This window comes from Synechococcus sp. MIT S9504, from assembly GCF_047497135.1.
Lineage (GTDB): Bacteria > Cyanobacteriota > Cyanobacteriia > PCC-6307 > Cyanobiaceae > Synechococcus_C.
On sequence record NZ_CP138942.1, the window covers coordinates 598,294 to 617,000 of the forward strand.

Consider the following 18,707-nt stretch of genomic DNA (forward strand, 5'->3'; position numbering starts at 1 on the left):
TTCATCTGATTGGAGTCCAAGCTTCGCCTGGCCTCATTGCATGCCAATCCCAGGTGATCGCGATGCAGTGCGCTGGTGGTCTGAACTCAATCGGATTATCAGGCCTGTTGGGCACCTTTCGGACTCCATCGACAAGCTTTGGACTGAAGGATCGTGCAGCATCATGTGAAACGCCGTGATGACTTGAAGGCCTTGAGCCCAGAATCATTGACGCGCACCTTCCTGGGCTTGCTTCACTTCAGCTTTGCTTACTTAGTGGCTGAACATAGTGGAGACGTATTGCCAACTCGTTTGAACACTGTCTTTGGCGGTGCGGAGCTCATTGAAACCGTACGTCCTCAGGGACCTAGCGCAATTTTCCAGATAACCCGATCGCATTCAGGCCATTGGCAACCAGCCCAGTGATCATGGCAGTATGAGTTTCAATTGCTGTTCGCTGCCCCCGGTCTGCTGCACATCCACACGGACGTCATCACCGTCGCCGTATCGTCCGGATAAAATGGCCTTAGCGATCGGTGTTTCCAGTTCGCGCTGGATGGCACGCTTGAGAGGACGGGCTCCGTAGATCGGGTCATACCCTGCATCAGCAAGCCAGTCGGTGGCCTTGTCGCTGATGGTCAGACCGAGCTTGCGCTCCATGAGACGTTTGCGTAGACGTTCCACTTGTAGATTCACGATCTGACGCAGTTCGTTTCTGCGCAGACTGTGGAAGATGATCTGATCATCAAGTCGATTGAGGAATTCAGGACGGAAATGGCCGCGAAGGGCTTCATTCACTCGGCGTTCCATTTCTTCGTGCTGTCCATCATCGCCGCCAAGATCCAGGATCGACTGGCTGCCGATGTTGCTGGTGAGGATCAGAACGGCATTGGTGAAGTCAACGGTTCTGCCCTGCCCATCAGTGACTCGACCATCGTCGAGGATCTGCAGCATCACATTGAATACATCGGGGTGCGCTTTCTCGACTTCGTCGAAAAGGATCACGGCATAGGGGCGACGGCGCACCGCTTCAGTGAGCTGACCGCCGGCCTCGTAGCCGACGTAACCAGGAGGAGCACCAATCAGACGACTCACGGTGTGTTTCTCCATGTATTCACTCATGTCGATGCGCACCATGGCGTCTTCACTGTCAAACAGCTGAGCCGCCAGGGCCTTGGACAGCTCGGTTTTGCCGACACCGGTGGGACCGAGGAAGAGGAAGCTGGCGATTGGCCTGTTGGGATCACTGAGACCGGCACGTGAGCGTTGAATCGCATCGGCCACAGCGGCAACGGCCTGCTGCTGGCCCACGACTCTGTCGTGCAGCTGGTGCTCAAGCCCCAGAAGCTTTGCCATTTCCGACTGCACCAGCTTGGCCACGGGAATTCCGGTCCATTTGGCAATCACCTCTGCGATGTCGTCTTCGCTGACCTCCTCGCGCAGCAGCGACTTCTCTTGACCGTTGTCATCGTGTTCGGTCAGCGCGGCCTCTTTCTCCGCCAGCTGCTTTTGGAGTGTGGCCAGTGTTCCGTATTCCAGTTCAGCAGCCTTGTTCAGGTCATAGCTGCGCTTGGCCTGATCCACCTGCAGTTGCACACGCTCAATCTCCTCCTTGAGGTTGGAGAGCTCATCAATCGCTCCCTTCTCCTGCTGCCACTGAGCATTGAGGGTGCTTTGCTGTTCCGATAGTTCTGCAAGTTCCCGCTCGAGTCTCTCCAGCCGCTCCTGACTGGCGGCATCCGACTCACGGCCCAGAGAAAGTTTTTCCATCTCAAGCTGCAGGATCTTGCGATCGATTTCGTCGATCTCCTCCGGTTTGGAGGTGATCTCCATCTTCAGCCGCGCTGCGGATTCATCCACCAGATCGATGGCTTTGTCAGGCAGAAAGCGGTCTGCGATGTAGCGACTGCTGAGCACAGCGGCAGCGACCAGAGCGCTGTCGGCAATGCGTACACCGTGGTGGACCTCGTAGCGCTCCTTGAGCCCGCGCAGGATTGAGATGGTGTCTTCCACCGTGGGCTGGTCCACCAGCACCTGCTGGAAGCGACGCTCCAGAGCTGGATCTTTTTCGATGTGTTGACGGTGTTCGTCGAGTGTGGTTGCGCCGATGCAGCGCAGTTCACCTCGCGCGAGCATCGGTTTGAGTAAGTTGCTCGCATCCATGGCTCCTCCGGTGGCGCCGGCACCTACCACGGTGTGGATCTCGTCGATGAACAGAACAATCTGTCCTTCCGAGTCCGTGACTTCCTTTAGAACCGCTTTGAGGCGTTCTTCGAATTCACCTCGATATTTGGCTCCGGCGATCAGGGCCCCCATGTCGAGGGCGATGAGCTGACGATTTTGCAGCGCCTGTGGAACGTCGCCGTTCACGATGCGCTGAGCCAGCCCTTCCACAATGGCGGTTTTGCCCACTCCGGGCTCGCCGATCAATACAGGGTTGTTCTTGGTTCTACGGCTGAGGATCTGAATGGTGCGGCGGATTTCCTCGTCGCGGCCAATCACAGGATCAAGTTTGCCGTCCCGGGCAGCTGCCGTGAGATCGCGTCCGTATTTCTCCAGCGATTCGTAGGTTGCTTCTGGGTTCTGGTCGGTCACGGTTTGGCTGCCGCGCACGGCATCAATGGCGGTTTTCAGGGCTTTGGCGTCGGCCCCCACCTGAGTGAGTAGGCGTTGGCCGCAGCGGGAATCCTCGGCTAACGCCAGAAGAAGGTGCTCGATTGAGATATAGCTGTCTCCATAGCTCTGCTTGAGAGATTCGGAACGATCCAGCAGGGCATTGAGCCCCTTACCGAGGTAAACGGATTCTGGTGGAGATTGCAGCGCAGGTTGCTGACTGAGATGGGCTTCAAGGTTGCTTTGCAGAACGGATGGCGTGACACCGGCTTTCTCGAGAATGCGACTGGTCAGTCCGTCCTGTTCCAGGAGTGCCAGCATCAGATGCTCGGTCTCCAATTGCTGATGGCGTCGCTGCTGGGCCATGTTCTGGGCCGAGAGGATCGCGGCCCAGGCCTTTTCAGTGAATTGTTCGGCCGTGGGTTGCATGATTCCTTTTGTACTGCAACAACCGTATGGGGCAAGTCATGGTCAAGGCCATGGGGAACCGATCCTCTGGGTTCGGTGTTCACGCCAGCATGCGGTCAACCGATCCAGATCGGTAGGGTCCACCGAACGATGGAGCATCAGCAGTGGATAGCAACGGTGTGACCCCTGATCTGGTTGCGAGACTGGTTGAGAGAGTCAGGGAGCTTTACGGACCTTCCCCCTCGGACCTGGAGAGAATGTGCTGGACCGTGGTCCACGAACATCATCACGGCGCGATGCCCTCGGAGTACGACATCCGCGAGGTTGATGAGGACCTTTACCTTGCAGTGTTGACCGCATATCGCCAGTCACTGCAATGAGCTTGAAGAATTTCTCCGGTGCATGCAGAGGCAAGTCAACACCTCAAAAACCTGCCTTACTTGACGCCTCGTGCATCAATCCAACAATCGACTGACGTGGTTTCAAAAGTCGATTGCGTCCCACCACATCACTCACAAAAGCTTCCGTAAGCAGCAAACTAGCTTTCAAGTTCGTGATGGATACATTCAGCGAGACAGCCGTGCATGACTGGCCAAAGCAAGTGGAATTCTTCCCTTGGGTATTGATCGTTGATCAGCTCGTCAACGTAACCAATTGCCTCCAGATAGGTGGTGATTAAGGGGCTCCGAGATTTAGTGGATGGCTTTGCAAATCAGGCCCTGACGGAACATCTACCAGCTGCTGGATCGACGCACGTCGATCCTTAATATGATTTTTTCGCTTCCATCCTGGCAAGATACGGATTGCGCACTGAATATTCATTGGTATTTTAAATCGCACCTCCAATCATAATCCTCACCAGTTATCTTTCGAAGACATGAATTCCGATTCGCAAAACGCAATGGCCAACGCACATACCTTGCGAATGGTCGATTACAATCAAAATTCAGAAGTACAAGCACTAGCAGCAAGCATTCTCTCGGAACTTATAAAAAAGTTTGCGGCAAAGATCCTTGTCCATTTAGCTCCGAATGAGATATTGAATGTTTGTGAGTACGGTTGCGCAACGGGTGGATCATCAATTGCGCCAATCAGGGCGATCGAAGAGCTTGCAGGTCAACGAAAGGTCGTAATTATTATGAATGATTTGCCCATGAATGATTGGAAAACACTTGAAACAACGATTGAAGCAAAGTTTCCCAGAATTGATTTTAAATATCTTGCGAAAACCATGTATTCTCCAATCGCTGAAGAAGCCTCGATCCATCTTGGCTATTCATGCTTCGCTCAGCATTGGCTGGACAATGGTGCTCCAACAGGGCTATCTGGCGATGCCCTCTGGGCGAATCAGCTCCCCATGAATTGCCTCGAACGCCAATCCTGGGAGAAAGCTTCGAGAGACAATTGGACAAACAAACTCCTGCTACGTGCCAACGAGATCGTTCCAGGAGGCAGGCTCATCATCCATATTCATAGCTCATTGAATTGTGGCAACCTCAGCGAAAATTTTGCTGAAACGCTACGGAAAGCCAAGTTTCAAATGATCACAAACAAGGAACTGAGTCCAGAACAAGCAATCGATCTGCACATTCCACAATATTGCAAGTCACCAGCTGAAATATTCAACATCTTGTGTACTCCAGAGATGAGTTCATTGTGGCAGATGGAGGAAGCGCATTATCAGCAGCTGCCTTGTGACGAACTTTTCGAGCAAAGCAATATAAAAAAGCAAATAGGATTCTTAAAAGGATTCTTGGATTCAACACTGAGAACATCGCTTAACCAACTGCAGATCAACAGGTTCTGGGATCACGTCTCGCAATTCGCCAGCAACGATTCGACCGCGCTGACCTCCAACGGAATGTCTACATTTATTAGCCTGAAAAGGCTGGGATAATTCAGTCAAATTCAATCACATGCACCCAGTCAACACCGGAAAACAACATGATTGAATATCCACTCTCCTGGGTGGCCTGTCCTACCTTTCTGATCGATGTCATCCTGACATCCCAACCATGCTGAGCTGAATCACCGCCAGCATGCACTGATGCTTGTGCTCCTGATCTTCAGTTGCTGACATATCTGCGAACAGCCCTTACCTCTTTGACCTGTAAATTTGTCAACTACAATATCTATCCATAATTTCACTTTCTTTTTGCAGGTGCTTTCATAACAATCAACAGTAGCAACAGTTGTTCAATATATCTTTGGATGGCTGTTAAGGCGAGAGCTCTGTACCAACAGAGGCCGTTGATGAATACAAAGCGAGCAACTGGCAGGACGTTTGTTTGTGCGATCAGCTCTGCATTAGGGTTGCACTGTTTCAACTGACTGCCATGAACAAGTTTTTCTGTTTGATTGGTCGCCAATTATTGCCTTGTCGATGGATGTTTTATCTATATCGTTTTTAACCGCAGTCAGTGCTTTGCTAAAGATCTATGCCAAATTCGGGGATTTCATAACATCCCTTTATTGCTGTTTTTCAATGGATGCAAGCGACTTTGAAAACAGCACCGATGCAAAAAATTTGTTTGTTACATCTACAACGCCTGATTCACGCCACGCAAATTCTAAAAATCCCCACTCAACGCCCCAGGTGATTTTTGAGAGATGTTGAAGATTGCGATCGCTGAGGCTTCATGGCCTCCAGCCTGTGGGAATCGTGAGTTAAGACATTGCTTTTGGACGGGACCATGGTCATGAAAGGTTGTGTTCTTGGAGGCTCATCGCTGCCTTGGTTTGGGGTGGATCAATGGGCCGATGCATCGACCTTTGACAGGTGAACGTATGGAGAAAGTCTTTCTGGGATTGATGACGTTTGGGGGCCTCAATGCTTGCGTCGTATTGGCTGTGGCGATCTTGCTGTTTGAATCAGTTGCAGAACATCGCCGTCGTAATCGGCTCGCTATAGCAAAAGATGGTAAAAGTATCACTGATGCCACAAAAAATCTTATGCCTTTGTTAAGGCAGATGAGGTCTGCAGATTTTTTCTTATCAATAGAATGATTGCTTTTGTTTTGAATGGCTGAACGAGACATTATTTCTACGATTGCAGAGCTGCGTGAAGCGATTTTGAATTATGAGGTGAAGGAGGTTTCCAGTGATCTGGTTTTTAATTTTTCAGGAGATAAGTCACTTTATCCTCAGGAACTAGGATTTGCTTGGACAGCAAGTTCAGCGACTCTGTACGATTTGCTTGTTCTTAACCAGCGATTCCAGTCTTCATCGGTTGATTTGTCTAAAAATGATCCCAATGAATTAAAGATTGATCTGAAAGTGATTAATGCGCTCGAGCGTGGAGTGGGATTCGGTTTTGGATATCAAAACTTTCTGAGTGTTGATGAATTAGAGAATACTGTTTATCCTGTTTTTGATGTAGTTGAGAATACTTCTCCTATTCCCATTACTGCTGTCATCTTTGACAAGACAGAAGGACCTTTTGAGTCCTATGATTCAAGTGGGAATGAGATTACGATTAGTCGGTTGACAATCGACCAGAGAATGCCAACCCAGACTTTTTGGCGAGAGCTTCTGGGCAAGAAAATTGCTGAAAATGTTGACAACCCCATTCCTATTCCTGGGATTGTCTTCAGTGAAATAACCAAGCGATATGCGAATAGTGAACCGGTGACTACAAATTATGGAGGGGTTGTTGGTATAAAAGATCCGCTGTTTTTTGGTGCCGGGGGTGGCTCTAGTGTTTTAAAGCCAGACGGTCAACCTCCTTTCACTGAGGGATTGAAGAGTGCTGACTTTGATCAATGGAATACGTTCCCTCAAGCGTTTGTCAGTTCAGACGTTGCTTTTGAGCTCATGAAGAGTGTTAATAGAAGCTTTGGTGCCAATGGAGGTCCAAATTTCAGCCTCGACCAGGCATCTGGAATTTTTTATGAGGAGTTTTTAAGGAGCAGATTGGAGGAATATGTTCAAATAGAGAATCAAGGTGGAAACGTAGAATCTAGACAAGCCGAAATTATCAGCGAGCTTGTGGTGTTGGTTCGTTCGTTCGAGAATTTTCAGCTTGGTTCCTCTTCCTTGAATACTGGAAGCAATGGAGAAGGCTTTTCCAATGCTGCCAATCCTTTGGTCGGACGAAGTTATGAGGACATAACTCTGAATGACGATTTTTATCTTGATACTTTCATGGGGCAAGAGTTTATCATTGATAATTTGATCATTCCTGATCCTGGCGAATTTGCTGCTGCGGGCTGGTTGTCTTTGAATTCAAGTTCCGATGGCGCCGATCCAAATATGAAAACTTATCCTAGTGATGGATGGTTTGATTTGGATGAAGAGAAATCGCTTAAGAAAAGCGATATCGGTGGTGATTTGAATGATTATAAAAGTAATTATGTCATTAATGATGATACGATTAAATGTGCTGTTTTTGCTCGGGATTCGGTTAGTAGTGATACGCTCTCTGCGGCTGAACTGACCTCTGAATTTAAGAATACGCTTCAAGCTAGTACGCGTGTTGACAATGATGCCTTTGAGAATGTTCGCATCGATGATCTTTTGGGATTTGGAGGCGACTTCCTTCCTGATGAATTCAGTACATTCATCTCAATGGCCGGCGGAGTGGATCGAGTTACGGGAAGTCGCTTTGCCGATGTGATTCTTGGGCCGGACCTGAGCAGCTTGCATGGAACGATGACATTTGACTCCGGAGAAGGTGATGATTTAGTCAGGCCAGGAAGGGGGCAGTCGTTGTGGTTGCTCGGTGAGGGGCGCGATGTCATTGCATTTTCCAAGGGGGATTTGTTTGGTCAGTCGATCTTCCTTGACTACAGCATGGGCGAGGATGTATTGATCTATGAGAAGGGAATTACTGCAGAAATTGATGCCAACGATCGTTCAATCCTTTATTTGAAGGATGATTCTAGTGATGCCATGAAAACAATCCTGCTGTCCGGTTCCAGTGATCTGTTCTGGTCTGAACAATCAATCCAGGCTTGTTTCTAAAGTGGATGGCTTGGTTCGCTTGAGCCGCTTCGAGTTGAGGGGATTAGTAACCCGTGGGCCCAATGCCTCCACTGCTTCAATCCTGTTCATCCTCTTTCGGCAGAGCTCTTGTCTGTGTTCGATGTGTTCATTAGTGATCTTCGGTCTCGCGTTGAAGTTCACTTTTTGCATTGGAAAAGAATGGAAGCTGCCTATCGATGATCTGCCCATTCTTGTGTTTGCTGATTCGCCAGGTCAGCATTGATCTCATCACGTTCACGCGCCCTTGCTCCACTCCACCCAAGAGCTCGGTGCGCTGCAGTTGCATCTCCGCCGAAGCCTGGGCCATGGTTAAGCAAATCTGAAGGAGTGGGTTGTGAAGGCTGCCCCGTCCTGTCCCCTGCATCTGGGGATTCTTGATTCACCTGACTACTGGACCGACAACGCTCTGGTTGACGCTGTTTCGCCAGCCTCCGCTTCAGAGTGGAGGCAGTGGACTTTTGAATCGAAGTCCGCCGGCATGAACGGCAACCAAGACGGGCATGGTGGTTCGCGTGGCTGAATCTGCCCCTGTTCGTCAGGATGAAGGGATGAAGATACGCTCATGGCTGACTCGGATCAGTTCTCACCTCCTGGGTGTGGTGGATGAGTACTGGGCGATGCGCGAACCTGCTCAGTACCACCAGCAGCTCCCCTGCTGCAATCTGAAAAGTGAAGCGGATTCCACCAGGCCTACCGGCAAGCGTTGAGTCCGCGTCATCCCTGTTGCGGTTTCATCAGTTCTTGACCAGTTCATGTCAGCACTGACGAGCTTGCTGCCACTCGGATGGGCCCTGGCTAGGGATGGGAGGTGACCTCATTGGTGGTGAGCTGCATGTCCGTGATCAATATCTCCGGTGAGAAGATCCCCAAGCTTGACCGGGTGTCCGAGTATTGGCCTGGCACGATCCAGCAGTACTGGCGTGATCAGGAGAATCGTCAGAAGTCGCTTCAGGCCAAGCTCTTGTCTGAAACAATTCGTCTGCGAAGTGCTTCCAGGCCTCGCAAGCAGCTCTTCGCGAAGCGCCAGAGCTTCGTCTCGCCGAGCCATACCCTGCGCTCCTGAGGCCCGATCCCAGCATTTTCCCCAGTCCTGCTGCTTGATTCGGCAGCCTGTGCTTTTTGAGTTTCAGCGACAGGCGGCAAGGTTGATCTTTGCCGCCTTCAGGGCTTCTTCACAGGCAGCACGATCCTCTTTGTCAATATCCCCCTGACTGCCATTCAGGCGCGCTTCAAGAAAGGCGATTTCGTCGATCCAGTGGTGGCGGTCTTGCGATTCAATGCTCATGGCTGACTGATCATCATGGCGGCCGGCGCACCTACTATCTCAACATCCGGGTAGTGCTGATGTCGTTTGTGGCGCCGGAGGATTTCGATTATTCAGCTTCGATCTCATGTCTTGAGATCAGGGATCAGCTGCCATTCATCGATCCTGAAAGCCTCACCCGGTCGGATGTGCTGGCGATCCTTTTGCACCTGTTTGATCAGAAACCCGGTTTTGTCGACCGAGGACACGATCTCAACAACACTGAAACGGCCTGGGTGAATGCCTATCTCTTCAGGCTGAGGCCAGGCAGCGACGATCAGGGGTTGGAGGGATACATTGTGGAATGCATTGGATCGAGTGTTGATCGCATGGCAGAACTGCGCTGATCTCAGTCACTGATGATCAGTGCTCTGACCGGATCAATCACTGCTCCAGTGGGCGATCAACTAGGTCGCATTGATTCAGTCCCTGGGCATTGGGGTCGGCTTTCTGAAGTCGATGCAGGATGTTGCGTAGATCGGCTCCAGCCAGTTCTCCATTGGTTTCCCATTTCAGGCTGGTCCCGCGACGGTTGTGAACGGTGTCGTTCATGAGCACTCTCGAGCCAATGCACTTTCGTCGATCAGCAGGGCTCGACACAGCTGTTCCTTAAAAGCCTTAAAGGAAGTTTAAATTGTAGTGATTGCTACCATTTGAATGCGGCGCACGGCTCAGCCGAATCCTTTCGCTTGTGCCTGCTGGGTGAGCTTGAATTGCCGGCGGCTGAACAGAGCCTTGCGCTCCATCGCTTCGCCGACATGGGGTGCTATTTCAACACCACTTGCCTGCATGGCTTGCTGTTGTCTCTCTTCTTCGTCAGACCCTGTATCGGTCTGGAGGTAAGCGGCCACACTCGCCTGGGCCGTCTCCGTCGGTGCGTAATAAAGCGTGCCGGGCCCCCTGCGGCGGCGGGTGAGATTCCTCGCTAGGCGCCTTTGCTGCATGCCCGCCCACAGTTGGCCAGGGTTGCGGACCATGTAACTGTTGAGGCTTTGCGCCTCTGTGTCTTCGCTGAGTGCCATGGAGGTCCCATCAACGAAGTCGCTCAGCAGGGTCACCACTGGCATGGCCGGGGCTGCAAAGGTTCAGTCTGTGCTGCCGGGCGGTCGGATTCCAAGGGCACTGCGGCTGAACCAGCTCTCCAGGGTCGATGCCTGATGATCTTCGATCAGATCGGCACGGTTGATGGCGAAGTCGAGACTTCTTGCCAGGGAAACAATCTCAGCGTCATCTGAACATCCATGCAGTTGTCGTCTGAGCGATGCACTGTGTTCGAGCGCATGAACAAAGGCGCTCAATGCTTCTCTGCTCATCGTGACCAACCCTTTTCGGCCTGTTTCTCCACGAATGCAGCCACATCATCGATGTCCGTAAGACTCAGTTTTCCTTCGTAGGAAGGCATCGCATTTTTACCGTTCTCGATCTGGTGTTCGATGGCTTCAATCGGATGCTGGCTGTAGGAGTCGAGATAGGCTTGCAGGTCAGTCTGACTGAGCGTGCGACTGGCGCGGATGACATTGCCGCCACCCATATGACAAGCAGCACAGTTGCTGGAGAACAGCTGGGCGCCATGGGACAGGTCTGGATCAGCGATTGCTCTGACAGGCAGAGCCGCCCCGAAACTCAGACAGAGGCTGAGGATCAGTGCCAGTGTAGAAGCAGGGTTTGGCATCCCTTGGCGTTCATCTCTATGCCAAACCTATCCATCATCAACAACATGAAAAGACCCCAGAATGAACATTGACAAACTGGGGTCTGAATATGTTGAAACCTGAAAAATCAGGTGTTGTCTGAAAAGATCACTCGACGATGACTTGACCAACCATGCCTGCGCCACGGTGGGGCTCGCAGTAGAAGTCGTAGGTACCGGCTTCACTGAAGGTTTCCTCCCAGGATTCGCCGGGGGAGAAGGCCAGGTCGGGGTGGCTGTATTCGTCGTGACCTTCAAAGACAGCATTGTGAGGGGCCATCTTGTTGTTGACGAATTTGACGGTGTCACCCGCTTTGATCGTGACGGAACTGGGCTCAAAAGCCAGCATTCCGGAATCAGCACCAAGCTTCACCTCAACGGTGGCTGCGCTGGCAGATGCGACACCCACCGTGCAGGCCAGCACAAAGGCAAGTGCGGTGTAGAAAATTGATTGAAGGCTCTTCAGCATGACGACTGTTGAAGTTGACTAATTATAGGGGCACTTCAGGGTGATCCTCGCCTCGGTAAACCTGAATCCTGCAGGACCGCCTCTAGGTCTGCCGCATGGCTTTTTTCTCCAAAACGCTCCGGCTGGGTCGCGGGCTCATGGATGAAATGGCGCTGACGAATGGAGAAGCGATCCCAGGCATTGACTTCGATCGGCAACACCCGGATCAACGTTTCGATCAACCAGGGCCAGAGAGGGATGCCAGGGGTTCGTCGAATTCCCCGCCAGCGGCAGAGGCTGGCCACTGCTTCGTTCACGCTGATGGCCTGCTGTCCCATCACAATCCTGCGGACAGCGCCCTGGCCGGGTTCCCGGTTGCGTTGATGGGGGTGGGTGGCGAGATGGCCACAAATCGCAGCGATGTCTGCTGCGTGAATAAAGTGGAAACTGGCATCGGCCCGAAGAAATCGAGCCAGCCAGAGCCATTTGCTGGCCTCCGCAAGACCTTCGGTGAGGTAGCTGGTGGGAAAAGGGCTGCTGCCGTCGACCCGGCCTCCGAACACTAGGGTGGGGAAGACGGCAACGATTTTCTCAGCCAGAGGATGCTGCTCCAGATCTTGCAGGCACTGGGCTTTGGTCTGGATGTATTCAGTGCCGTAAGCCAGCGCTTCGGTCAGGGGCTGCAGATGTCGATCCAGGATGCTGGCTGTCGAGAAATAGGTGATCTGCTCGATCAAGGATGGATTGAGCAGTGACAGCATTCGCTTCACTGCCGCCACATTCACCTGCTGAGCGCGCTCGGGATCACCCCAGGCTGTGGCTGTGTGGATCACGCGCTGCACGCTGGCCAGTTCTGAGGCGAAACGATCGGCCTCGCGAAGGTCGCCCACCAGCAGTTGGATTCGCGGATGATTCGCGGAAACCGCAGTGAGTTTGCTGGGATCACGCAGCCAGAGCAGCAGCTCGGCGTCGCTGTTCTCCAGCAGCCATGAGGTGGTGTATTGACCGACGCAGCCGCTGGCGCCGGTGATCAGAATGCGCTTGTGAGTTGTGGTCTGACTCAAGCGAGAGCCCCGACCCGGTCCATCACGCTCTTGCCGGCGGTGAAGAAGGCAGCTCCATTCTCCTCAGGCGTGCCGGGGAGGATTCCATGGCCGAGGTTGAGGATGTGGCGACGGCCGCGGGCCTTGCGAACGCAGTCATCGATTCGGGCTTCGATGGCCTGCGGGGTTCCGAACAGCAAGCCGGGATCAACATTGCCCTGCACCCCGATGTGTTCAGGCAGGCGTGCACAGGCCTCGGCCATGTCCACGGTCCAGTCGAGAGAGATGATGTCCACGCCGGTCTGGGCCATGCGTTCAATCACCCCGGCGCTGCCGGAGATGTAGAGGATGAATGGGGTGTCGGGATGGGTCTGCTTGACCAGGTCGACCACCTTTTTCTGGTAAGGGGCTGCGAAGACGTCGTAGTCGGCTGGGCTGAGTTGCCCGGCCCAGGAGTCGAACATCTGCACGACCTGTGCCCCGGAATCGATCTGGTAGCGCAGGTAGTTGGCAATGGACTCGGCGAAATGGTCGAGCAGTTTGTGGAGCAGTTCCGGCTCGCGGAAGGCCATGGCCTTGATCACCGCATAGTTCTTGCTGCTTTTGCCCTCCACCACGTACGCAGCCAGGGTCCAGGGAGCGCCAACGAAACCCAGCACAGCAGCCTGATTGCCGACGCTTTCGCGCAAACGACTCAGCACTTCGCCCACGAAGGGCATGGATTCGCTTGGAATCAGAGGACGCAGAGCATTGACCTGGTCGATGTTGCGGATCGGATCACCGATCTGGGGACCTTTGCTCTCGACGATGTCGAAGTCGATGCCCATGCCGGGGAGAGGCGTGAGGATGTCGGAGAACAGGATCACGCCGTCCGGCTTGAAGGCCCTGAACGGCTGCATCGAGATCTCGTAGGAGAGATCGGGGTTCTCGGAACGCTCGCGAAAACTCGGGTACTGATCCCTCAGGTCGCGGTAGATCTTCATGTAACGACCGGCCTGGCGCATCATCCAGACCGGAGGACGCTCCACCGCTTCACCGCGGGCTGCACGCAGTAACAGAGGCAGAGAGTCGCTCATCAAGCCGAAATCAAATCATTCGGAAACCTACCTGAAGGAACCGTGCGCAAACGCTGGATTCCAGGCATGCTGAGCGGTTCGTCACATCGCTGGCAACGGCTCAGTCGCTCTTGGATTGTTGAAGAGCGCTCAGGCTGCGTTTGGGATCGTGTCTGAACACCATCAGACTCAACGGTGGCAGGCAGAGGTCGAGAGAGTTGTCATAGCCGTGAATGCCCCATTCATCGGTGGGTTTGCCGCCCATGTTGCCCAGATTGCTGCCGCCGTATTTGGAGGCATCGGTGTTGAAGATCTCCTCATAGAAGCCCGACAGCGGCACGCCAACTCTGTAGTGGGAATGGCTCTGAGGAGTGAAATTGGCGACCACCACAAGCCAGGTTCCACTGCTGCTTTCCCTGCGCATGAAGCTGATCACGGAATGGCGATTGTCGTTGCAGTCGATCCATTGGAAGCCGAACTGATCGAAGTCATCCCTCCATAACGCAGGTTCCGCCTTGTAGAGAGCATTGAGATCACCCACAAGGAGCTGAAGACCCTGATGTGGTTCGTGGTTCAGCAGGTCCCATTGCAGATCGCCCCACACGTTCCATTCGGATCGCTGACCGAACTCCATTCCCATGAAGATGGTTTTCTTGCCTGGGTGAGTCCACATGTAGGCCAGAAGAGCACGCGTATTCGCGTATTTCTGCCAGTCGTCCCCAGGCATCTTGTGCAGGAGATGACTCTTGCCGTGCACCACTTCATCGTGGCTCAGGGCCAGCATGAAATTCTCGGTGTAGGTGTACCAGATCGAGAAGGTGATGTTGTTCTGATGAAACTGACGGAACCAGGGATCAAGCTCGAAGTAATCGAGCATGTCGTGCATCCACCCCATGTTCCATTTCAGGTTGAAGCCAAGACCGCCAATGTCGGTGGGTTGGGTCACCATCGGCCAGGTGGTGGATTCTTCCGCGATCGACAGTGCTCCAGGGAAATGCTGGAAGAGCACATGATTGGCCTGCTGAAGAAAACGCACCGCTTCAGTGTTTTCACGGCCGCCGTTTTCGTTGGGGAGCCACTCGCCGTCCGGCCGCAGGTAGTCGCGGTAAAGCATTGAAGCCACCGCATCCACGCGAATGCCATCGATGTGGAACTGGTCAAACCAGAACACCAGGTTGGCCACAAGGAAGTTGCGCACTTCGTTGCGGCTGTAGTTGAAGATCAGCGTGCCCCATTCCTTGTGCTCGCCGATGCGTGGATCGGCATGCTCATACAGGTGGCAGCCATCAAAAAAGGCCAGACCGTGACTGTCACGGGGAAAGTGACCTGGCACCCAGTCGATGATCACGCCGATGCCCTCGGAGTGGCAGCGGTCAACGAAAGCCCGGAATTCATCGGGGGTTCCGTAACGGCTGGTCGGGGCATACCAGCCAGTGACCTGGTAGCCCCAGGAGCCATCAAACGGATGCTCGGTGATCGGCATCAGTTCGATGTGCGTGAAGCCCCTCTCCTTGACGTACGGAATCAGCCGATCAGCCAGTTCCGGATAGGTGAGCAGGCGTGCGCCTGGCTTGAGATCTGCTGCGGGAACAGGCGTCCGTGCGCTGCCATCGGCCTCGATGAAAGGCTCTTCCGCGGAGGCATGAATCCAGCTGCCAAGGTGCATCTCATACACAGAGATCGGCTGGTCCAGCACATTGCTGCTGTCTCTCGTCTGCATCCAGCTGCTGTCGGTCCAGTTGAAACCATCGAGATGGCTTACGAGCGAGCTTGTGGCCGGACGCACTTCGTGCTGGAAGCCATAGGGATCGGCCTTCTGATAGCAGTGGCCGTCCTGAGTACGGATTTCGTATTTGTAGAGCTCTCCTTCAGCCAGTCCGGGGACGAATAGCTCCCAGATCCCTCCCAGGCGCAGTTGCATGGGGTGCTGGCGTCCATCCCAGCTGTTGAGGTTGCCGATCACGCTGACGCTGCGTGCGTTGGGAGCCCACAGGCAGAACATCACCCCCTGGACTCCGTCCTGATCACAGCGATGGGCACCCATGCGCCGCCAGATGTGATGGTGATTGCCCTCCGCGAACAGATGGCGGTCCATTTCGCCCATCCATTCCTGACGGAAAGCCCAGGGATCGTGCTGTTCATGGGTGATCCCTCCACGGTTGACGCGGACCCTGTAAGCACTGCCTGGGTTGTGATCGACCTCTGCTTCGAAGATCCAGGAATGGTGGGGAGTTGCCATCGCGATCTCCTCTCCATTGATCAGCAGAGTCACGTGGCTGGCTTCGGGCATCCAGACACGGATCACCCAGCCACCGTTGTTCTGCGATTGAGGGCCGAGAACGGAGAAGGGGTAGTCGTGACGACACTCCGCCAGTCGCTGGGCGTCCTCAACCATCCAGTCCTGCACAGTGATGGTCATGACGACGGAGCTTTCGTAGGCCGGGAGCTTAAGCGGAAAGCCCGCTCAAACTCCTTCCCTGCCAGGGATTTCAGACCAGATCTGCTGAGAAGTCGACGTTGATGATCCGCCCCTGGCGGTTGAAGACCACGAAGAGGTTGTCGGTCATGTTGCCGAATTCGATCGTGACCAGCACCAGCTGCTGCTCACTGCTGCTTGAGGCTGCAAGTGAGCTTTTGATGCTCTTCACGCCCCCGAGAACCCGCTCCAGCTTCGACCACTTGCGTTTGAGGTCAGCTGGGGAGATCTCCCTCTGAAAGTCAAGGTCCAGGTAATAGCGGGCTGCGACCCAACGACCGGCATCCAGATCCTTCACAAAGTTCAGTGCGGTCTGCTCGATGGGGAGCATCGTGTCGACCCACTTCCAGGCCAGCAGTTGTCCGTCGTCATCGAGAACCAGGAGAAGTGGCAGTTCACGGGTGCCACTGTTGGTGATCGCCACCGTTTCCACGGTCGTGTCATCAAGCCCCGGGTTGATTGCGCCCACCCGGAAAGACTCGATCAAGGGTGCGCTTTGCAGGCGCTGGCTAATGGCTTCCACGCTGGTGGCTGACTTCAGTGGCGTCGCCAGCAGCTCGTAGATGCCCTGGGCGTTCTTTGTCTGGATCGATTTGAGAAGTTTGCTGGCGGCCGCTTTGGCTTGGCTTGGGGTGAGATTGGTCCGCGGCGCATTGAGGGCCTGTGCAACCCCAATGTCGGCTCGCACGCTCGCCGCAGGGATCATCTCCACAGTGCAGGTGGCCATGGCAGCGGCCAGAAGACAGGAGGTGAACTTCACGGCAATCGTCAGAACAGTCGCGTCAGTCTGCCGGAGTTCCCAGGTGTTGGGGCGCCAGCAGAGGCAGCATCCACAACTGAGCCATCTCAAGGTGCAACTCGATGCTGATCACGCGGCAATCGGCACTGGGTGCACTGCAGGCCATGCCCGGTTGCCCAGGATTGATGCCAATGGCGGGCCAGGCGGCTCCTGCAATCGACAGGCGCAGCCGGTCGCCGGGCTCGAGCGTGGCATGCAGAGGCTGAAGGTCCAGCTCGCGCGCACTGAGCTCGAGGGCTCCCTGTCCGCGAACTCTCAACATCCCCGTTGAAAGCTGTTGCACCGTGTTCGTGCCCAGCGGCAATCGCGACAGTGCCACGCACAGATCGAATCCAGGCTGGTCGGCGCAGACGCGAAGCTTCAGCTTCGGCGTTCCATTCAGAGCAAGGGCGCTTTCCAGGGGTGCACCGGTAAACACCGCCACATCACTTCGACGGTCAAGGGATGCCCGATCGCAGGGGCCTGCGCTGGGGCTGAGGTGGCCGCCGATGGCGGGTACAGGCCGCCATGGGTCATGCACGATCATCACCCCACCAGCATGGTCAGGGGCTGTGCCAAGGATCTGTCCTTCTTCGGGGTCAAGACAGGCGAGGCCTCGACTGCAGAGGTGCCAGCGCTTCTGATCCGTCGGTTGTGCTGAACCCATGGATGAGGCTGTGATCGATGCTGGATTCAGATCGTTCGGTCCGCTCCAGCTTTCGCTGACCTGGTCCCACAGCCGGATGACAATGTCATCCGCACTTTGCAGAGGTGCGGAGTCGCTGAGAGAGGTGATCAGATGCCGCTGGAAGAAGTTCAGCAGCAGTGCGCTGCTCTCTGGCCACCACTGCAGATGGGTGGCTGGGCCGATATGGAGTTCAGGTCGACCTCCCGCCGCCCTGGCATGTTCCGCAAGAGCAATCACGCCGCGGAGATGGGGATCCCACCATCCGCCCAGTAACAGCATGGGTAGCTGCAGCCATCGATGCGGCATGGAATGTTGGATCCAGTCGCTCTCCCTTTCGGGGTTTTGCCTGAGCCAGCGCAGGGCCATGCCTTCGGGATCATGGCGTTCAAGCATCGCGATGCCTTCACGCAGATAGTTGCCGTCCTCAAGGCTGCGTCGCATCTCGTCCCAGGCCTGATGATCCCCCCGTCTTCTGGCCTGGAGACTCGCCAGCTGCAATCCCCAGCCCAGTCCCAGGTGCCACCAGTGGGCGTTGCCATCGCAGCTCCAGTGATCGCGTTCGTTCAGGCCGCACATCGCCGGTGCCAGGCAGTCAGGCGGCTGGCAGTCCACAGGCGCCAGCAGTTGGGTCACACCTTGATAGGAGAAGCCGTACATGCCGATACGACCATTGACCTCCGGTCTCTGCCTCAGCCAGGTCAAGGTGTCCTCTGTGTCCTGCGCTTCCTGGGCAAATCCCCGGAAGCATCCTCCCGAGTCTCCCTGGCCGCGCACATCCTGGACCACGACAACAAAACCGTGACTGCACCACCAATCGGGGTGAGGAAGGGTGACTGTCGATGCGATGGACCTGCCATAGGGCTGTCGCATCAACAGTGCAGGCCAGGGTCCATCTCCGCGGGGGCGCCACAACCGCGAGACGAGCTCAACGCCGTCGCGGGTGATCAGTGACGCATCAGCGAACATCCGGGCAGTTGAGTCCGATCACGTAGGTCGCCAGAATTTCGGCCTCCGTCTTGTTGAGATTGCGTTGGCCTGCAATCAAAGCAATGGATTGGCTGGAGAGAGCCGACTCACCTCGGGAATTGATGGATTTGAATTGTTGGCAGAGTGCTTGGGCTTCGCCGGGATTGCGCTTGACGCTCTCCAGAAGCGAAGACTGGGCCTGACTGACAGGGCTCACCGCGAACAGCGTTGACACAGCGGCCACTGTTGCGAAACTGAGGTTGTTGAGGAAACGCAT

23 protein-coding genes are annotated in these 18,707 nt (G+C 54.5%); 8 read left to right on the forward strand and 15 right to left on the reverse strand.

Annotation, left to right across the window (positions count from 1 at the left end; translation table 11 throughout):
• Positions 1 to 405: 405 nt before the first annotated feature.
• Positions 406 to 3,021: an ATP-dependent chaperone ClpB gene (gene clpB, locus SIB58_RS03370; RefSeq protein ID WP_067326338.1), complete on the reverse strand. Its 2,616-nt coding sequence runs from the start codon at positions 3,019 to 3,021 to the stop codon at positions 406 to 408.
• A 143-nt stretch (positions 3,022 to 3,164) separates the two neighbouring features.
• On the opposite strand from clpB, the gene SIB58_RS03375 reads away from it, so the two are divergent.
• Positions 3,165 to 3,380, forward strand: a complete 216-nt coding sequence (locus tag SIB58_RS03375) for a hypothetical protein (RefSeq protein ID WP_066908379.1) — start codon at positions 3,165 to 3,167, stop codon at positions 3,378 to 3,380.
• Positions 3,381 to 3,877: 497 nt separating this feature from the next.
• The gene (locus tag SIB58_RS03380; RefSeq protein ID WP_066908376.1) at positions 3,878 to 4,897 is read left to right on the forward strand and encodes a hypothetical protein; all 1,020 of its coding nucleotides are present in this window, start codon (positions 3,878 to 3,880) and stop codon (positions 4,895 to 4,897) included.
• Positions 4,898 to 5,144: 247 nt separating this feature from the next.
• Here SIB58_RS03380 and SIB58_RS03385 read toward each other — a convergent pair whose 3' ends face one another.
• Positions 5,145 to 5,369, reverse strand: a complete 225-nt coding sequence (locus SIB58_RS03385) for a hypothetical protein (protein WP_156486645.1) — start codon at positions 5,367 to 5,369, stop codon at positions 5,145 to 5,147.
• A gap of 403 nt (positions 5,370 to 5,772) precedes the next feature.
• On the opposite strand from SIB58_RS03385, the gene SIB58_RS03390 reads away from it, so the two are divergent.
• Together SIB58_RS03390 and SIB58_RS03395 are read left to right on the forward strand one after the other, a co-directional pair.
• A complete protein-coding gene (locus SIB58_RS03390; RefSeq protein ID WP_197461133.1) occupies positions 5,773 to 6,006 on the forward strand; it encodes a hypothetical protein in 234 nt (77 codons plus the stop codon).
• 15 nt (positions 6,007 to 6,021) lie between these two features.
• Entirely contained in the window at positions 6,022 to 7,962 is a 1,941-nt protein-coding gene (locus tag SIB58_RS03395; RefSeq protein ID WP_066908369.1) for a hypothetical protein, read from the forward strand.
• Positions 7,963 to 8,092: 130 nt separating this feature from the next.
• On the opposite strand, the gene SIB58_RS03400 is transcribed toward SIB58_RS03395, so the two are convergent.
• On the reverse strand, positions 8,093 to 8,290 hold the full coding sequence (locus SIB58_RS03400; RefSeq protein ID WP_067326335.1) for a hypothetical protein: 198 nt from the start codon (positions 8,288 to 8,290) through the stop codon (positions 8,093 to 8,095).
• Positions 8,291 to 8,317: 27 nt separating this feature from the next.
• On the opposite strand from SIB58_RS03400, the gene SIB58_RS03405 reads away from it, so the two are divergent.
• From SIB58_RS03405 to SIB58_RS03415, 3 genes are all read left to right on the forward strand, one after another.
• Positions 8,318 to 8,503, forward strand: a complete 186-nt coding sequence (locus tag SIB58_RS03405) for a hypothetical protein (RefSeq protein ID WP_156486643.1) — start codon at positions 8,318 to 8,320, stop codon at positions 8,501 to 8,503.
• Positions 8,504 to 8,531: 28 nt separating this feature from the next.
• The gene (locus SIB58_RS03410; RefSeq protein ID WP_231857099.1) at positions 8,532 to 8,690 is read left to right on the forward strand and encodes a hypothetical protein; all 159 of its coding nucleotides are present in this window, start codon (positions 8,532 to 8,534) and stop codon (positions 8,688 to 8,690) included.
• A gap of 125 nt (positions 8,691 to 8,815) precedes the next feature.
• A complete protein-coding gene (locus SIB58_RS03415) occupies positions 8,816 to 9,046 on the forward strand; it encodes a hypothetical protein (protein WP_067326332.1) in 231 nt (76 codons plus the stop codon).
• 63 nt (positions 9,047 to 9,109) lie between these two features.
• Here the strand turns inward: SIB58_RS03415 and SIB58_RS03420 are convergent, their stop codons facing one another.
• Positions 9,110 to 9,268: a hypothetical protein gene (locus SIB58_RS03420; protein WP_197461132.1), complete on the reverse strand. Its 159-nt coding sequence runs from the start codon at positions 9,266 to 9,268 to the stop codon at positions 9,110 to 9,112.
• Between the two features lie 59 nt (positions 9,269 to 9,327).
• On the opposite strand from SIB58_RS03420, the gene SIB58_RS03425 reads away from it, so the two are divergent.
• The gene (locus SIB58_RS03425) at positions 9,328 to 9,633 is read left to right on the forward strand and encodes a hypothetical protein (protein WP_066908474.1); all 306 of its coding nucleotides are present in this window, start codon (positions 9,328 to 9,330) and stop codon (positions 9,631 to 9,633) included.
• Between the two features lie 37 nt (positions 9,634 to 9,670).
• Here SIB58_RS03425 and SIB58_RS03430 read toward each other — a convergent pair whose 3' ends face one another.
• From SIB58_RS03430 to SIB58_RS03480, 11 genes are all read right to left on the reverse strand, one after another.
• Positions 9,671 to 9,838, reverse strand: a complete 168-nt coding sequence (locus SIB58_RS03430) for a hypothetical protein (RefSeq protein WP_197461131.1) — start codon at positions 9,836 to 9,838, stop codon at positions 9,671 to 9,673.
• Positions 9,839 to 9,957: 119 nt separating this feature from the next.
• A complete protein-coding gene (locus tag SIB58_RS03435) occupies positions 9,958 to 10,353 on the reverse strand; it encodes a hypothetical protein (RefSeq protein ID WP_066908357.1) in 396 nt (131 codons plus the stop codon).
• An 18-nt stretch (positions 10,354 to 10,371) separates the two neighbouring features.
• A complete protein-coding gene (locus tag SIB58_RS03440) occupies positions 10,372 to 10,584 on the reverse strand; it encodes a Nif11-like leader peptide family natural product precursor (RefSeq protein WP_197461542.1) in 213 nt (70 codons plus the stop codon).
• An 11-nt stretch (positions 10,585 to 10,595) separates the two neighbouring features.
• Positions 10,596 to 10,958, reverse strand: coding sequence for a c-type cytochrome (locus tag SIB58_RS03445; protein WP_066908352.1), 363 nt, complete (start codon positions 10,956 to 10,958; stop codon positions 10,596 to 10,598).
• A gap of 127 nt (positions 10,959 to 11,085) precedes the next feature.
• On the reverse strand, positions 11,086 to 11,445 hold the full coding sequence (petE, locus tag SIB58_RS03450) for a plastocyanin (RefSeq protein ID WP_066908349.1): 360 nt from the start codon (positions 11,443 to 11,445) through the stop codon (positions 11,086 to 11,088).
• 35 nt (positions 11,446 to 11,480) lie between these two features.
• Positions 11,481 to 12,488 (reverse strand): NAD-dependent epimerase/dehydratase family protein, encoded by a 1,008-nt coding sequence (locus SIB58_RS03455; RefSeq protein ID WP_066908346.1) that lies wholly within the window; start codon positions 12,486 to 12,488, stop codon positions 11,481 to 11,483.
• Positions 12,485 to 13,543: a uroporphyrinogen decarboxylase gene (hemE, locus tag SIB58_RS03460; protein ID WP_066908342.1), complete on the reverse strand. Its 1,059-nt coding sequence runs from the start codon at positions 13,541 to 13,543 to the stop codon at positions 12,485 to 12,487. Before hemE ends, SIB58_RS03455 begins: the two co-directional genes overlap by 4 nt.
• A gap of 100 nt (positions 13,544 to 13,643) precedes the next feature.
• The gene (glgB, locus tag SIB58_RS03465; RefSeq protein WP_066908339.1) at positions 13,644 to 15,941 is read right to left on the reverse strand and encodes a 1,4-alpha-glucan branching protein GlgB; all 2,298 of its coding nucleotides are present in this window, start codon (positions 15,939 to 15,941) and stop codon (positions 13,644 to 13,646) included.
• A 70-nt stretch (positions 15,942 to 16,011) separates the two neighbouring features.
• Positions 16,012 to 16,758 (reverse strand): DUF3887 domain-containing protein, encoded by a 747-nt coding sequence (locus SIB58_RS03470; protein WP_066908336.1) that lies wholly within the window; start codon positions 16,756 to 16,758, stop codon positions 16,012 to 16,014.
• A gap of 22 nt (positions 16,759 to 16,780) precedes the next feature.
• Positions 16,781 to 18,430 carry a CocE/NonD family hydrolase gene (locus tag SIB58_RS03475; RefSeq protein ID WP_066908333.1) on the reverse strand — a complete coding sequence of 550 codons (1,650 nt, stop codon included), beginning with the start codon at positions 18,428 to 18,430 and terminating at the stop codon, positions 16,781 to 16,783.
• Entirely contained in the window at positions 18,420 to 18,707 is a 288-nt protein-coding gene (locus tag SIB58_RS03480) for a hypothetical protein (RefSeq protein WP_066908331.1), read from the reverse strand. Before SIB58_RS03480 ends, SIB58_RS03475 begins: the two co-directional genes overlap by 11 nt.